Here is a 16,621-nt window from a genome sequence, read left to right as displayed (position 1 = left end):
TAAAGTTGAATCGTGTTGAATGGAGAAGGAAGCAGTCAGTTCATGTTGATAATTGTTGTAATATTTAGAATAGTTTTTATTTACATTCAAATGCAGGGCTTGTTATATTTAGCAATATCACTCGCCTATAGTGAAACCTGTTCACCATGTGTGAATGATAGGGTGAGAGGGGGAATCAATAAGAAACTGTTCGTTTTTACTACACTTTAAACAATGTACGTACATCAAAGAACTCTTCAAAATTAAATGTTGTCACATTACAGAATAGAACACCTAACTACCAGACTCCTGTTTATTAGTAATTTTTCCCTCAAGACATTCACACAAATTTATTCTACTTGTCACAAACGGAGATATAGTCACAATTGCACGTTAAATAATTGAGATGTAGAGGTTATTTCAATCGTCGATTGATTTTATCAGCATCAGATATATGGTGCAAAATCGATCGTATATTGGAAACGTTTTCAAAAAGACTTAGGTTAAGGAGGTTTACCATGGTTAATGTTTTAGAAGAAATTTTAGATCTAGACAAAAAAGATTTAAAGGTTAGTAAATATACCACCGCTAGTGCAATGATGGATGCGTTGAAAGAGGCGGGGGTAGATTATATATTCGCCAATTTGGGAAGTGATCATCCTGCAATCATAGAGAGTTGGGCTCAAGCTAAGCAGGAAAACAAAAGCATACCCGAAATCATCATTTGTCCACACGAGATGATTGCACTCAGTGCCGCCCATAGTTATGCCCAGCTAACAGGACGGCCACAAGCAGTATTTGTACATGTGGAATGCGGGACCCAAAATCTAGGCGGCTCCATTCACAATGCAGCAAGGGGCAGGGTACCTGTACTTATTTTTGCTGGAACATCCCCGTTTACACAAGAAGGGGAGCTTACAGGTAGCCGGAATGAATTTATCCATTGGATTCAGGATGTATTCGACCAGAGGGGGATTGTTCGTCAATACATGAAGTATGACAACGAGATTCGCACTGGTAAAAATGTAAAGCAGATGATACATCGGGCACTGCAGATTTCCCAAAGTGATCCAAAAGGACCTGTTTATTTGATGGCAGCCCGCGAAGTGCTGGAAGAAGAAGTTGACAATATGCCTTTCAATACGAAAGGATGGGAGCCTCTTAGTCCGAGTGCTATTCCCCCAAAGGGGATTGCAGCTATAGCTAATGATTTGTTAAATGCTAGTCATCCTCTCATTGTTACATCTTATCTAGGCAGAAATCCGGATGCTGTTAACGAGCTTGTCAAACTGAGTGAACGATTGGCAATCCCTGTGATTGAAGCTGTTCCTTATTATGTGAATTTCCCATCTGACCATCCAATGCATATCGGATTTCATTGGAACAATCCGAACCAAAATGAGCATTTGGCGAATGCCGATGTAATTGTGGTTATAGACAGTGATGTACCTTGGATTCCGTTAGTTAACAAACCATCCGCTGAATCAAAAATATACTACATCGATGTTGACCCGTTAAAGGAGAAAACACCTCTATGGTACATCCCTTCAGAAAGCTTCTTTAAGGCAGACTCATGCATTGCTTTAGAGCAATTGAATTGCTATTTAGATGAAAAAACGACTGATGAGCAAAAAATTACCTATAGATACAATAAGGTTTCAGAAATCCATGATTTACAAAGGAGGAATTGGAAGCAAGAAGAACTGCTGGAAGACAGCAGGGTGATTACTCCTCAATGGCTTACTGCCTGTATAAGAGAAGTTATTGACGAAGATACGATCATTATCAATGAATCGATAACCAATTATGATATTGTTTCTAAACTCATTCCACGCAACATCCCTGGAACGATGTTTGGGAGTGGAGCGAGTTCCTTGGGATGGAATGGAGGAGCAGCCATTGGTGCGAAATTAGCGAAACCGGATAAATTAGTGGTGAACCTCACGGGTGATGGTTCCTACATATTCAGCAATCCAACACCTGTACATTGGATATCAAGAAAGTATGACGCTCCTTTTTTAACCATTATTTACAATAATCGCGGTTGGGGAGCGCCGAGATATTCCACACTTGGAGTGCATCCAGATGGGGCAGCCAGTCAAACTGATCAATTTTGGGTTAATTTCGACCCGCCGGCAAAGCTAGCAAAGGTAGCCGAGGCAGCGGGCGGTGCGTATGCACGGACGATACGTTATCCAAGTGAATTGGTGGAAGCCTTAATAAGCGCGATCAACATGGTTAAGGAAGGGCGTTCTGTAGTGCTTGACGTGCAAATTCCCCAGGTTTCTCATCAAAACCTATAAATTTAGCAAAAAAAACAATAACTGAAAAGCGAGTGTGATTCGGCTGATGCGCAAGTTCCCAATAATTACAAAATTAAGTGTAACGGCATTAATGCTGACAGGGATCCTGGCAGGATGCGGAAAAGATACAGCAGAACCATCAGCATCCGGAGGGAAAACGGATAAAGGTGAGACGATCGAAATTAAAGCTGTGGCAGCGTTTGCGGTAAATAGTGTCTATTCAACAATGATGCCTGCATTAGCGGAAAGTGTGGAAAAGAAAAGTGATGGAAGATTAAAAATCAACTTTTTAGGCGGTCCTGAAGTTGTTCCGCCATTCCAGTTAGGAGAGTCCGTTAAGGGTGGAAATGTCGACCTGGCCTTTCTTCCAAGCGGCTACTACACAAGCGTTGTGCCTGAAGCAGAGGTTATGACGTATTCGGACTATACTTTCGATGAGGAAAAGGAAAATGGGGCTTATGACTACATTAATAAGATACATGAGGAAAAAGGTAATATGCATTTATTGCATAGTCAGCGAAATGCCCTTAATTATGCTTTATACACAAATAAAGCAATTAAGAAAGTTGAGGATTTGAAAGGTTTTAGCCTTCGCGTTGCACCATCTCATATTCCTTTTGCAAAAGCAGTTGGGGCAGATAGTATGACAATTGGTTTAGAGGACGTATATTCTGCCTTGGAACGGGGAATGGTTGACGGCGTTGCATTTGTTGATGTGGGAATAACAGATCTAGGATGGCAGAAACAGATTAAACAAAGAATCACTCCTAATATTTATGTTAATGATACAGAGTTAATAGTGAATAATGATAAATGGAATTCCCTTCCAGATCATTTAAAAGATATACTTTATGAAGCTGCAGAAGAAGCTAGTGAAGTTTATACAAAGAATGTATTAGCTTATGGAGAGAAAGAAAAGAAAGAATTTGAAACTCTGGGAATTGAAGAATTGAATCTGGGCGATGAGCTTCCAAAGATAGCAGAAGAGGCAGGATGGAAGCATTTACAGGAAGTCAGCGGCGATAATGCTGCAAAACTTGAAGAACTGTTCAGGAAAAAATAACAGCTGATGGGCTTCGTTCCGAAAGGAACAAGCCCTTATTTAACCATTATTGGCTATGAAAATCTCCGTTGGGGAGGATGAGCTTTTGAGCACAGGGAATGTACCGCTATCTGAAAGAAAAACAAATGTCAAAGACGAATGGATAAAATCCTTTATTCATATCACTGACAGTATACTCTCTAAAATAGAAATGGCACTAATGATTGTTGCTTCGGTTTTGGTAGTCATCTCATTAATGTCAATTTGTTATGGAGTATTAGCGAGAAATTTTTTGGACGTTAATGTTTCCTGGACTATTGAATTAAGCGAATATACAATGCTATATCTTGCTTTTTTAGCAGCACCCTGGATATTGAAAAACGATGATCATATAAAAGTGGACGTATTCACTCAACATTTAAGCGGGAAAACTGAAAAATGGCTGAATGGGATTATTTATCTAGTTGGAAGTGCAACATGTATGATTCTTTTTTGGTTTAGTTTACAAGTTACCATCGATCATTACCAAAGGGGGATCATCATCACGAATGTGTTAGAAATGCCCAAATACATCCCATTATTAATCATTCCAATAGGGTTTGGATTGTTATTTTTGAGGTTCATTCACAATTTTGTCCGGCTTACACTCTTAAGAGAATCATAGAAGGGGGTGGAATATTATGGTTTGGTGGGGATTCTTGCTAGTCTTTCTTGGGTTATTGTTATTTTTTATGTTTATTGGCATGCCGGTGGTATTTTCATTTTTAGTGGTTAATATCCTGGCTGTAGCTTACATCGTAAGTTTTGAAGCAGGCTTAAATAATATGATCTTAAGCATGTATGATTCATTGGCTAAATTTACACTGACACCCATTCCGTTTTTCGTGTTAATGGGGGAAATATTGTTTCATTCAGGTTTAGTTTTGAAAACACTTGACATATTATCCAAATGGTTTGGCCGGATACCGGGGCGTTTAAGTATCCTTTCAATTGCAGGTGGAACATTATTTGCAACTATGAGTGGATCCAATATTGCCAATACTTCCATGCTCGGATCAGTATTGGTCCCTGATATGAGAAAAAGGGGATATCATGTATCCATGACTGTCGGGCCTATATTAGCTTCTGGTAGTTTGGCCATGATTATCCCGCCAAGTGCTATGGCGGTTTTGCTCGGTGCAATGGGGCAAATTCCAGTTGATGACCTGCTCATTGCCGGGATCATTCCAGGTATCGTTATGGCGATTTCCTTTATTATTTATATTATCTATAAGTGCTGGAGAAACCCTGAACTAGCTCCAGTTTATGATATTGAAGAAGTTAGTTTCAAGGAAAAGGTTCAATCCTTTTTTAAATATGTATTCCCGATGTCGGTTATTATTTTTATGGTATTGGGATTCATTTTCTTTGGAATTGCCACTCCCACCGAGTCTGCAGCGATTGGTGCCCTTGGAGCAATCATTGTTACAGCAGCCTATCGAGCCCTCAATAAAGAAGTTATCTGGAAATCGTTACAAGGTACGCTCAAGATTACCGGTATGATTTTCATCATTATTGCTTCGTCGGCCGTATTTAGTCAATTGTTGGCGTATACAGGAGCGGGAAGAGAACTGATTACCCTGCTTACCGGTCTGGATATCGAGCCGATTTGGATTGTGATTATAATGATGCTCATAGTCATCATCATGGGATGTTTTTTGGATCAGGTTTCCATTATGATGGTTACTCTTCCTCTCTTCATGCCTATGATTGCAGTATTCCAACTTGATCCAGTATGGTTTGGGCTTCTGATGTTGATCGCGTTGGATTTGGGACATTTAACTCCGCCTCTTGGTCTACTATTATATGTTATGAAGGGCGTTTCACCAAAAGATATTACCATGTCAGACATCATCAAAAGTGCTGTACCTTTCATTGCGTTGGAAGTTGTTGTGCTGACATTAATAATGATGCTGCCAAAAATCGCTACTTGGCTTCCAACCATTCTTTCAAGTTAGCAAATAATGTGTAAGGAGATGGATAATTATATGGAAATCAAAGTGTTTAAAGTGAAAGGTCCCGAAAAAATAATAAGCAGAGTAATTGATGATAAGAATGTCTCCCTGGTTAGAAGAGAGAAATACGAATTAACCCATTCATTGGATAGGGCAACTGACAGTCCTAATTGGTATGAAAGTGATTTATTGGAAGACTGGACTTCAGCAAAGAAAGAAAGGCTATTGAGTTTTTGGAATAGAACAGTGGCACACCAAGTTGTATTAAAGGATTTAATCAACAATTTACAGATAAATGATATCGTGATGATTGAAAAAGAGCTATATTGCCTAACGAATAATGGTTGGAAATCATCAGTCTGGCAATATTGAGCAGTTTTTAGCATTCGTGGCCTAAGGCAATAACCGGCTGGCATAAGTGCCGGTTATTTTTTTTGTTGTGATAATTTTGTTTATTACTGATATAAATATCCGAATTTATTTCTTAGTGTGAAAAAACCACCTGAGTATTGTTAAGGCAACGAACGATGTGAATGACAGAGGCATTTCCAAAGTCCAGGAAGGAATCGTTGAAAACGTAGAAGACCAATTACTGAACTTGAACTGGACGCAGGCACACATTGGTCTTCAATGAAAATAAAGAATCCGGTTCTAGTTGTTTCATATTGAAGCAACTGGCGTCTACCACAGTTAAAGGACTAATGTATCAAAAATATTATAAGGCTGAACATGGAATAGAGAACAAAATATCGGACATTCACTAACCAAATAGGACCGGGCAGTTATTATCTGGTTTTTTTAATGATTTTGACAATTCTAAATGTTCATAATATAATGAAAATTACATAATGAGTGGTTTGAATAATCCAGTTGGTGTAATACATATATTTATAATTTCTAAAAAATTAATATGCACTTCATAAAGAGGCTAAGTTTTTAAACCACTTTGATCACCTTTTTTATAGGTGTATATTATTTTTTCGAATGAACACTATAGCAAATTCCGACAAACAATGATAATGCTTGAAAGAAAAATATTTTAGTCTTCCTAGGAGAAATTATTCTCTAAAGGGAAAAATTAGAATTTGAGGTGATAGTAAACAAAGTACTTAAAGTTAACGAAAAAGGAAGATAGTTCCAATAAAAAACGAAAAGAGGGGTTAATGAAAAATGAAATTAAAAAATTCCATTCTTATTAGTATATTTACAATACTGTTTCTTGCATTAGCAGGTTGTAATAGTTCAAATGAAACAAGCAAACCGGTAGAAGAAAAGAAAGCAGGGGGAAAAGGGGAAGGAAATGTTAGCATAGATGATTCTCCAGTAGATGTTACATTAGCAGGTGCTTCAGCCGGAGGATTGTGGCAGGTAATTGGGGAAAGTTTAGCAAATGCCGTACGTCAAGAATATCCAAATTCAGCTGTAAGTTATGAACCAGGAAATCCAGCAGGAAGCTTAATCCGTTTGATTAATCAGGAAACTGAAATGGCAGGATCGCCATCAGTCATAGAAATGGGACTTGCCTTAAAAGGAGAAGCACCTTTTACACAAGCTTATTCACCAGATGATTTTTATGTTTTGGGTAAAGTTTATTCTGATAGTGCAGCCCATGTTCTTATGAGAAAAGATGTTGCAGAAAAATATGGTGTTGAATCATTAGATGATATACGCGAGAAGAAAGTTCCCGTAAGGATCAGTTTAAACCAAAGAGGAAACTTATCTGAATTTACTCCAGGAAGCGCATTATTGGAAGCCCATGATATTACCTTAGAGGATATTGAAAAATGGGGAGGAGAGATCGTTTATTCCGCTTCATCCCAAACAGTTGAAGAAATGAAAGATGGAAAACTGGATTTATTCATCGGGAACGGATTCCCTCCACATGGAAAATTTACTGAATTAGCATCAACTACAGATTTAGTTATGCTGAAGTTAGATGATAATGCTGTTCAAGAGGTTATTGATAAATGGAACCTATATCCTTATACCTTTAAAGCGGGAGTCTATGATTTTCTTGATGAAGATATAAACTCATATGCACTAGATGCCTATTTCTTAATTGGCAGTCATGTTTCCGAAGACGTAGGTTACAAATTGGCAAAAGCAGTCCATGAAAATCTGGATTCCATCAAATCTGCCTATGCTTCCTTTGATGATTTAACCATTGAGAGTTTCCTGGATGTTGGCGAATATAAACTTCACCCGGGCGCTGAACGATATTTTAAAGAACAAGGACTCTTAAAATAAATAGAAAAGGAAGGAAATAAATGATGGAAAAACTAACTCTATCTTTTGCATGTGCCGATTATGACCGTATTAGAGCGTTATCAATAGGAACAGTAAAACCCACGGGAATTAATTTAATACATTTAGGTTTACCAGTTGAGGAGATCTTTTGGAGACTAACAAAAAATCAGGAATTTGATGTGTCAGAAATGTCCTTTTCTTCTTATTTAATAGCTAAGGAAAGAGGCTTGATTGATTATACAGCCATTCCAGTATTTCCTTCTCGTTTCTTTAGACATTCCTGTATTTTTGTAAATAAACATTCTGGAATCAAAAAACCATCTGATTTAATAGGAAAAAAGGTCGGAGTACCTGAATATCAAATGACAGCTGCTCTATGGATACGAGGATTTTTAGAACATGATTATGGAGTAAAGGCGAGGGATATTTCCTGGTTCTCGGGCGGAATGGAACAAACCGGCAGACATGAAAAAATTAAATTGGATCTTCCATCTGACATTACTGTTCAACCAATTCAAGAACATCAAACCTTAAATAATATGCTTGAAGATGGAGAGATCGATGCGTTTATTACAGCAAGAGCACCTTCCGCATTTCTAAATGGCTCTTCTAATATTGAAAGACTTTTCCCTCATTATGTAGAAGTGGAAAAAGAATATTACCTGCGGACAGGATATTTCCCAATTATGCATTTAATCGTAATTAGAAATGCCATATTGGAAAAACATCCTTGGGTGGCAAACAATTTAATCACTGCTTTTGAACAATCGAAACAGCTGGTTTACGATGAATATAATCAAACGGCTGCGCTTAGTACATCCCTACCATGGCAGGTAAACGAAGTGGAAAGAACTAAATCAATTATGGGTGAAGATTTTTGGCCATACGGCATTGAGAAAAATATTTCAACCATTAGTGCAGCATTACAGTACTCCAGGGAACAGGGATTAACGAAAACAGAAATGTCTATAGAGGATCTATTTGTAACATCTACACTGTTTAGTAAGTTTAAAATCTAATTGTTTTCATAGTGCCTAAATCCTTTAAATAAAATTTACCACTCACAGAATTGTAATTGTATGTCATTAAGATTCTACAAACTAAATCTGTGAGTGATTTTCCTTGAAAAATAATCTGATTTTGAAATGAATAGTTCCCTGTTCATATTTACATCTTCGCATTTCCGTGTAGAGGAAATCCGTGAGTAATAAACATTTCAAGCTGTCCATCTTTTATTTTATCCATGATTGGGCTGGAACCAGAATAAGCATCCTCTCCGCCACATGCTCTTTATAACACGGAATCATGAAATAAGGTTAATGCTTGAGGCTGACTCCTTTTTAAGTGGTAAGTCTCTCTTCTTAGAAGATAGTCTTAACATCAAAGATTATATGAAAGCAAGGTGATGAATAATGGCATCAGAAAAGACAATTTTGAAAAATTCATTCGCATTTTTCGAGTATATATATGCTCCTTTTAAAGGAGGAAAAAGTGTTAAACCAAGCCATATCTTTGTCAAAATACCGATCATAATTTTATCAACTGTTTTAACTCTTTTTGAATTATACGTTGCTTCCATTGGAAGTGTTAATACACTTTTATTGGTAGCTATTTTTGTTGCCTGTCTGTATGCCATTGCGTTTACAACAACAACATATAGTCATAAAGCTACAAACATAACCATTATTGATTATATTTTATCCCTTTGTAGTCTGGGAGTGGGGATCTATTTCGTTATTAATCAAGAACGATATTTATCTTGGATATCCGGTATCAGTCAATTTAATACACTAGATTTCATTTTTGCGACTATGTTGATTTTATTTACTCTCGAGTTAATGCGCAGAGTTGCCGGGATTGGAATTTCAGTAGTTGTCATCGCTCTATTAGTTTATACTTTTTTTGGCCATTTATTAACGGGTACATTTGCCCATCGTGAAATTACATTAGAGTTATTTGTAGAAAGAATGTTTATTTCATATGAAGGTATATTTAGTGCTCCCATTCAGGTAGCTGCAACCTATGCATTTTTATTTGTTTTGTTTGGAAAGTTCTTCCTTTATGCCGGAGGAGGACAATTCTTTTTTGATATCTCAGCATTAATCGCGGGTAAGAAGGTTGGAGGTCCTGCTAAAATTGCGGTTATTTCCAGTGGCTTATTTGGGACTGTTTCTGGTAGTCCTACTTCCGATGTAGTGACAACAGGCTCCATAACCATACCTATGATGAAAAAAATCGGCTACAGTCCTGTTTATGCTGGAGCAGTTGAATCGGTTGCCTCTACAGGGGGAAGTATTTTACCTCCAGTTATGGGTTCAGCAGTATTTTTAATGGCCGAGTTTACAGGTATTCCATACGGGGATATCATACAGCATGCTTTATTTATGGGATTATTATATTACTTTGTTGTCTATTTACAGGTACATTTAGGATCGCAGCGTATGGGTTTAAGGGGATTAGAGAAAGACCAGATCAAAGGTCTTGTAGAAACCTTCAAGACGGGCGGACAACATATCATTCCACTATTTATATTAGTGTATTTTTTACTTGGAGGTTATACACCATTTTTTGTAGCATCTCTTGCAACATTAGCCGTATTTATTGTAAGTTGGTTTAAAAAAGAAACAAGGATAACACACAAGAAATTAGTGGAAATATTTGTTGATACCTGTACATCCATGGCAACCCTGTCTGTAGTTTGTGCTGCCGCAGGAATGGTAATCGGCAGTATCAATTTAACAGGTTTAGCAGGGAAGTTCTCTAGTTTAATCTTCTCCCTTTCGAATGAAAATGTCTTTTTCTCCTTAGTGATCGCCATGTTTATTATAATTCTTTTAGGAATGGGAATGCCAACTGTATCCGTTTATGTATTGGCAGCTGCATTAGTAGCACCAGCACTAATCCAGCTTGGATTAGGAATACTGGAGACACATCTATATATAATTTATTTCTGTGTTATGTCTGCTATTACACCACCAATAGCTGTGGCATGTTTTGCAGCTTCCTCCATAGCAGAAGCATCTCCGATGGCAATTGGTTTAAGGTCGGTACGTTTAGGTATCGTGGCATTTATCATGCCATATATGTTTATTTATGAACCAGCGTTATTGTTATTGGGAACTACAACGGAAATTATTATGAGCATGGTTACTGCCGTTATAGGGTCTATCTTCCTTGCCATTGCGATGGAAGGGTTCTTTAAACGAAAGTTGAATATATGGGCACGTGCAGTGATGTTAATATCAGGTTTATTGACTATTTATCCTGAAGTATACAGTGATATTATTGGTATCATTATTGGCTTCGGAACCATGTTTTATATCTATCAACAAATTAAATCCAGGATTTATATTCCGGATATAGAAGTTAAAGGTTAAAAAGCATCTTTATGATATGGGATGGGGCTGTTTGAAAACAAAAGGTTAAACTTTTGTTTTCAAACAGCCTCTTTTTTTTCAGCATTTCAAAGGGAATATGTTTTGAATCAAGGAGATAATCTCTTATACCAAATTCAAGTATCAAATGGAATAGACAACTAATTTTTTATAATTATATGAATTCGAAACTCAAAGACAGTCCTCAATTTGTTAATAATACTGCCTCTATCTTTCCGTTCAGTTAATAGATCCATGTCACTTCATAAACTTAGACATACATATGTCTCACGTTGGAAGAACAGGCCACATACATCTTTTATTTTTTGATGACTGCGCGCGCACATCTCTTAATTGTAGTAGAAGTTAGAAAAAATAGAATTGTTTTTATATTGAGAATTTTTATTGACAAGACTCTTCGTAGGGTGATATATTCCATTTAATAGTGAACTATGTTATCTATATTGATAATGATGCAATTGGTTGATATATGATGTTGGTTCACGGCTTTAGTTTAAAAAGGATTATTTAAATTAGGAGGATGATAGTGTGGGGGAAATTAAGGAAAGTATAATCAAAGAACTGGTAATGGCAAACAAGATCTTGTATAACGAAAACATTTTATTTGAAGCTTTCGGGCACATAAGTGTTAGGAATCCTGAAAATCCAAATGAATTTTACCTATCAAGATCGCTTGCACCAATGTCCGTAGAATACGATGATATTTTTACCTATAATCTGGAAGGTCAATGTTTGACAGAGTCAGATAAAAAATCATATGCGGAAAGGGTTATACACTCGGAAATATATAAAAACAACCCAGAAGTAAATTCCATTTGTCATAATCATGCACAGGCATTAATCCCTTTTACCGTATTGGATATACCTTATAAACCCTTATCCCATTATGGTGCAATGTTTTATGATGGAGTCCCGGTTTATGATGATTACGATGTTTCTGATGGAATGTTGATTCGAAACCAGGATGAAGGGGAACGGGTGGCAAGAACTATTGCAAATAAAAGGGCATTGTTTCTCAGGGGACATGGCGTAATTGTGACAGGGGAATCATTAAGGAAGTGTGTAATGAACTCAATATTCATGGTTATTGATGCAGAAAACCAGCTTAAGTCTTTATCTTTTGGGCAACCAAAATATCTAAGTTATGAAGAGGCTAGGACGTGTGACAAAAAGACTTGGAATATGGAATTAGCTCAAGAAAGGGCTTGGAATTTTTGGTGTGAAAGAGTACGTTCACTTTCAAAATGAATTACCCTTCTGTTTCACGTTGGTCAGACCAGATTCTGTACCAATGGAAAAAAGCGATTGGATATCGACACAATTTCGGGTCAGCACTGAAAGCATAAATAATTGAAATAACTATACAAAAAAGGAGGGATGAGCTTGAAATCTTTATTTGGGAATTTATTCAGTACAGGTACGATTAGGGAGCCAGAGGGATGGATAAGACAATTTATCTTAATACTTGTTTGTGCAATCACAGTTTTTCAATTCTATGTCATCCTATTTGCCACGCTGGATCAATTCCTGCACAATTCTATTTTCATCACTTTTATGTTAGCGGTTACATTTCTGGTGTTTTCCTTTAGCCAAAGCAATAAAGGTAGCAAAGTCCCTATCTATGATTTACTCGTCTCACTACTACTGTTAGCAATTGGAGTGTTCCTGATTTTTGATTCCGAACGAATCCTGACCCGCTGGCCGATGGCGGATCCCCTTACATCATCGGAGTTAATTTTGGGATTGGCAATGCTAGCAATTGTACTGGAAGTTACACGAAGAACATTGGGAACTGGAATGCTGGTTATTGTAAGCGTTTTAATGGCCTATGCATTTTGGGGTCATCTGATTCCCGGGACTTTCGGACACCAAAAAATGACGGTTATGCAATTCGTTGATCAAATGGTTTACACAGTCAACGGCGTCTATGGATCCATTGCGACCGTGGCTGCAACCTTCGTGTTCTTTTTTGTACTTTTTGGCAATGTGTTCAATGCGTCAGGTGGTGGAAACTTCTTTTATGCTTTGTCAAAAGCGGTAACCGGGCGGGTAGCTGGAGGGCCAGCAAAGGTAGCGGTTATTTCCAGCGGATTGTACGGTTCCATTTCCGGAAGTCCGGTTGCGGATGTAGCTACAACAGGGTCTTTCACGATTCCATCCATGAAAAAAGTCGGATATTCCAGCGTTTATGCAGGTGCAATAGAGGCGACCGCTGCTACCGGAGGCAGTATATTGCCTCCCGTAATGGGCTCGGCAGCCTTTCTGATGGCTGAGCTGACAGGCATTCCGTATGCTTCAATAGCATATGCTGCCCTTGTGCCTGGTCTCTTGTATTATTTAGCTATATTTAGTCAAGTTCATTTCCAGGCTAAGAAGATAAAAATGGCAGGCTATGAGGATGAAGAGTTTCCTACCGTGAAACAGGTCATAAAGTCCATGGGGCAATTCGTCATCCCCATCATAGTTCTCATTGCAGCTCTTGAACAAGGCTTGACACCTGTACTGGGAGCCATTGCTGCGACCGTGGCAACTATTGTGGTAAGTTATTTTAAGCGAGAAACGCGATTAACTCCGCGTAAACTATTTAACACGCTAATCGACACGACGATTCGGATATCACCTTTGGTGGCTGTGTGTGCAGCCGCTGGAGTCGTAGCAGGGGTCATTCAGGTTACCGGGTTGGGAGGAAAATTCTCAACTTTAATCCATACAGCTTCCGGCGGTAGCATTTTCATGACGATGTTGGTAACGATGCTGGTCTGCATCATCTTTGGTATGGGAATGCCTACACCTGCTGCTTATATTTTAACTGCAGTGTTGGCTGGACCAATAATGATACAGGTAGGTATTGAGACAATGCAAGCACACCTATTCATTTTATATTATGCTTGCTTGTCAGCAATCACACCTCCAGTTGCTGTTGCAGCGTATGCAGCAGCCGCAATTGCAGATGCCAATCCGATGAAGATAGGTCTCCTGGCTTGCCGCCTGGGACTTGTGGCATTCATTATTCCTTTCATGTTTGTTTATGATCCTTCCCTTTTATTAATAGGGTCAACAGGTACTATTATTCTATCAATTGTTACAGCGGTGATTGGTGTCGTCTCACTGGCAGCCGGTTTAGAAGGATGGTTCGGAAAGACCCTTCAAACCTGGGAAAAGATAATAGTGGTAGCAGGTGCAATTTTGCTTATATATCCAAATTATATTAGCAGTCTCATAGGCTTGATATTAGCGGGCATCGTATTAGGACCAAAAATTCCTGAAGTAATTAAAGATTTTAAAGAAACCCGAGTGATTGATAAAAATAATAGTGACATAACACCCGCGAATTTCTAGGACCATTTAAGAAACATTGAAATTATAATTCTTAGGGGGAAAATTGATGAAAAAACGAATCTTGCAAAACCTGGCCATTGGTCTATCAAGCATAATCATTTTAGCAGGTTGTGGTGCCGCAGATGAGAAGAAAGCAGGCACTGCTGCAAACACCAATGGTAGTGGAAGTGGCTTGAAGGTTACTATAGCCGGTGGGGCTGCCGGTGGACTATGGAGTACAATTGGCGAGGGTTTAGGGGAAACGATCAAACGTTCCCATGACAATGCGACGTTTACATATATGCCAGGACAGGACGGCGCGAATGTTATTACCGTTACGAATGGCCAAGCCGAATTTGGCATTGTCAGCTCTGCAGCAGCAAAGTGGGCTTATGAAGGGCAAAAGCCTTATTCATCCAAAGTCGAAAAAGTCCGTACCGTAGCTTTTCTTCATACAATGCCATACAATTTTATGGTAAGTGAAGATTCAGGTATTAACTCTATAGAACAGATTGCCAAGGAAAAAATGCCGTTCATCGCATCGGTTAATACGAAGGACTCTCCTCTGGAAATATCAAACCGTATCGTTTTTGAAAGTTATGGTACCAGCTACGAAGAAATCGAAAAGAATGGCGGGAAAATTCAGTTTATTGCCCCAACCAAAGTGAATGACCAAATAAAGGATAACAAAATGCATGGGGCGATTTCACCCCAACCATCACCAGCCGGCAGTATAATGGAACTTGGCACTACCAAACCGGTCAAATTACTTCCACTTTCTGATAAGGCAATCAATGCAATGGTCGAGAAAATGGACGCAAAACCTTATACGATAAAGGCTGGTACTTATCCATTTTTAAAGGAAGATATTCCTACTGCAGCTATAGATACAATACTAATGTCCAGCAGTGATGTCCCCGATGACCTTGTTTATAATGTGACCAAGGCAATCTATGAGAATTTGGATTACCTTTATACAGTGCATAAATCCTTTGAAGGAGTTACAAAGGAAACGATCGCAGAAGCAACAGGAGCTCCATTACATCCAGGTGCTGAAAAATTCTACAAAGAAGTTGGTATTTTGAAATAGATATGAAATGAGGTAGCGATAAATATATTGATATATCGCTATCTATTTTTTTGTTGCAGAAGATAGCGAATTCTTGCATAGAATAATTACAGATGATAAATTCTTCAACCAAGTATCTAAAAAATCAATAACATAAGGGATGGAAAAATGGGAGAATTTCTGGCAATAATAGGCTTGATTTTTTATTCTGTAAATATCATCATAACAAAAATTGCTGCTGCAAGACTTAATATACATGTCGGCTTTCTTATTTCAGTGGGTTTAAATGTATTATTTGGTACATTACTCTTATTGGTTAGCCTTTTCTTTTTTGAAGAGATCCATCTAGATTGGAATACAAAAGGTTTTTTTCTGTTTTTATCAGCTGGATTTTTTAGCACATATCTAGGGCGTTGGTTTTTCGTTGACACAATTGATAAGCTGGGACCGACAAGAGCAAGTGCATTCATGGTGAGCAATCCATTATTTACAACAATAATTGCTTGGATATTTTTGGGCGAGCGGTTAATCTGGCTGGATTTATTGTCTGTATTTCTTATGCTGTTTGGTTTATTCCTTGTTTCTAATATGAATCAAAGCTATGCCAAAAAAGAGATAGCCGCTGGCTCAGAACTTAGCAGGGTAAAAAGTTCCTTCTCATTCCATAACCTACTGCATTCGGGGATTATTGTAGCGTTCCTCAGCTCTCTATCATATTCCGTTGGGAATGTGGTTAGAGGAGCTGCGATTCAGAGTTGGAATCAACCCATAATTGGCGGGATTTTAGGGGCGGTTTTAGGTCTGGTTCTGCATGTAATAACAAATAAGAATACCTTAGAGTTTTTCGGGAAATTAAAAACCTTCGATCGTAAAGGTGTTATATTGTATAGCATCAGTGGCGTCATTACTATGTCAGCCCAAATTTTATCGATCGCATCAATGCGATATATGCCAGTATCCATTTCAAACCTTATTACAATGTCAACACCAGTAATTGTTGCTCCAGTAAGTTTTTTTCTATTTAAAAATCAAGAAACGATTACTATCAGAACTATAGCAGGCATAATTTTAGTACTAGCTGGCATTTCTGCTATTCTTTTATTATAGTCAACTTTAATAAAGTTGGGAAATATGGTCGATAGCTGCCAGCTTGTAGTCGCTTAAACTCTAATCTATCAAGAATGTCTTAAGGGCACTCTTTAGCCGATTCTATAGCTAGCTACATAGTTTTGCTGCTTACAGTCAATCCTGCTGTCGGGAATAGTTATGCTTCA

General features: G+C 38.0%; 12 protein-coding genes. All 12 read left to right on the top strand.

All coding sequences use genetic code 11. The features are described 5' to 3' along the window. Nucleotides 1–497: 497 nt before the first annotated feature. The 12 genes from CVD28_RS05530 (at nucleotide 498) to CVD28_RS05475 (ending at nucleotide 16,454) form a co-directional block, all read left to right on the top strand. Complete coding sequence (locus CVD28_RS05530) at nucleotides 498–2,282, top strand: thiamine pyrophosphate-requiring protein (RefSeq protein WP_101591385.1); 1,785 nt, start codon at nucleotides 498–500, stop codon at nucleotides 2,280–2,282. A 46-nt stretch (nucleotides 2,283–2,328) separates the two neighbouring features. Next, complete coding sequence (gene dctP, locus CVD28_RS05525; RefSeq protein ID WP_101591384.1) at nucleotides 2,329–3,345, top strand: TRAP transporter substrate-binding protein DctP; 1,017 nt, start codon at nucleotides 2,329–2,331, stop codon at nucleotides 3,343–3,345. Between the two features lie 85 nt (nucleotides 3,346–3,430). After that, on the top strand, nucleotides 3,431–3,988 hold the full coding sequence (locus CVD28_RS05520) for a TRAP transporter small permease (RefSeq protein ID WP_180953975.1): 558 nt from the start codon (nucleotides 3,431–3,433) through the stop codon (nucleotides 3,986–3,988). Nucleotides 3,989–4,004: 16 nt separating this feature from the next. Beyond that, nucleotides 4,005–5,321: a TRAP transporter large permease gene (locus CVD28_RS05515; RefSeq protein WP_101591382.1), complete on the top strand. Its 1,317-nt coding sequence runs from the start codon at nucleotides 4,005–4,007 to the stop codon at nucleotides 5,319–5,321. Nucleotides 5,322–5,351: 30 nt separating this feature from the next. Further along, entirely contained in the window at nucleotides 5,352–5,690 is a 339-nt protein-coding gene (locus tag CVD28_RS05510) for a hypothetical protein (RefSeq protein WP_101591381.1), read from the top strand. 798 nt (nucleotides 5,691–6,488) lie between these two features. Next, nucleotides 6,489–7,565: a TAXI family TRAP transporter solute-binding subunit gene (locus CVD28_RS05505; protein WP_101591380.1), complete on the top strand. Its 1,077-nt coding sequence runs from the start codon at nucleotides 6,489–6,491 to the stop codon at nucleotides 7,563–7,565. A 20-nt stretch (nucleotides 7,566–7,585) separates the two neighbouring features. Further along, a complete protein-coding gene (locus CVD28_RS05500; RefSeq protein WP_257985760.1) occupies nucleotides 7,586–8,584 on the top strand; it encodes a PhnD/SsuA/transferrin family substrate-binding protein in 999 nt (332 codons plus the stop codon). A gap of 393 nt (nucleotides 8,585–8,977) precedes the next feature. Beyond that, nucleotides 8,978–10,942: a TRAP transporter permease gene (locus CVD28_RS05495; protein ID WP_101591379.1), complete on the top strand. Its 1,965-nt coding sequence runs from the start codon at nucleotides 8,978–8,980 to the stop codon at nucleotides 10,940–10,942. A gap of 546 nt (nucleotides 10,943–11,488) precedes the next feature. Then, nucleotides 11,489–12,208, top strand: coding sequence for a class II aldolase/adducin family protein (locus CVD28_RS05490; RefSeq protein WP_101591378.1), 720 nt, complete (start codon nucleotides 11,489–11,491; stop codon nucleotides 12,206–12,208). A gap of 135 nt (nucleotides 12,209–12,343) precedes the next feature. Further along, the gene (locus tag CVD28_RS05485; RefSeq protein WP_180953974.1) at nucleotides 12,344–14,299 is read left to right on the top strand and encodes a TRAP transporter permease; all 1,956 of its coding nucleotides are present in this window, start codon (nucleotides 12,344–12,346) and stop codon (nucleotides 14,297–14,299) included. Between the two features lie 46 nt (nucleotides 14,300–14,345). Continuing rightward, nucleotides 14,346–15,368: a TAXI family TRAP transporter solute-binding subunit gene (locus tag CVD28_RS05480; protein ID WP_101591376.1), complete on the top strand. Its 1,023-nt coding sequence runs from the start codon at nucleotides 14,346–14,348 to the stop codon at nucleotides 15,366–15,368. A 147-nt stretch (nucleotides 15,369–15,515) separates the two neighbouring features. Beyond that, nucleotides 15,516–16,454, top strand: a complete 939-nt coding sequence (locus CVD28_RS05475) for a DMT family transporter (RefSeq protein ID WP_101591375.1) — start codon at nucleotides 15,516–15,518, stop codon at nucleotides 16,452–16,454. The last annotated feature ends 167 nt before the right edge of the window (nucleotides 16,455–16,621 follow it).

Origin of the sequence: Bacillus sp. M6-12 (genome assembly GCF_002860285.1) — a bacterium.
GTDB lineage: Bacteria > Bacillota > Bacilli > Bacillales > DSM-1321 > Peribacillus.
Note: the sequence above shows the minus strand (reverse complement) of the source record. Positions and strands in the feature narration are given on the sequence as shown.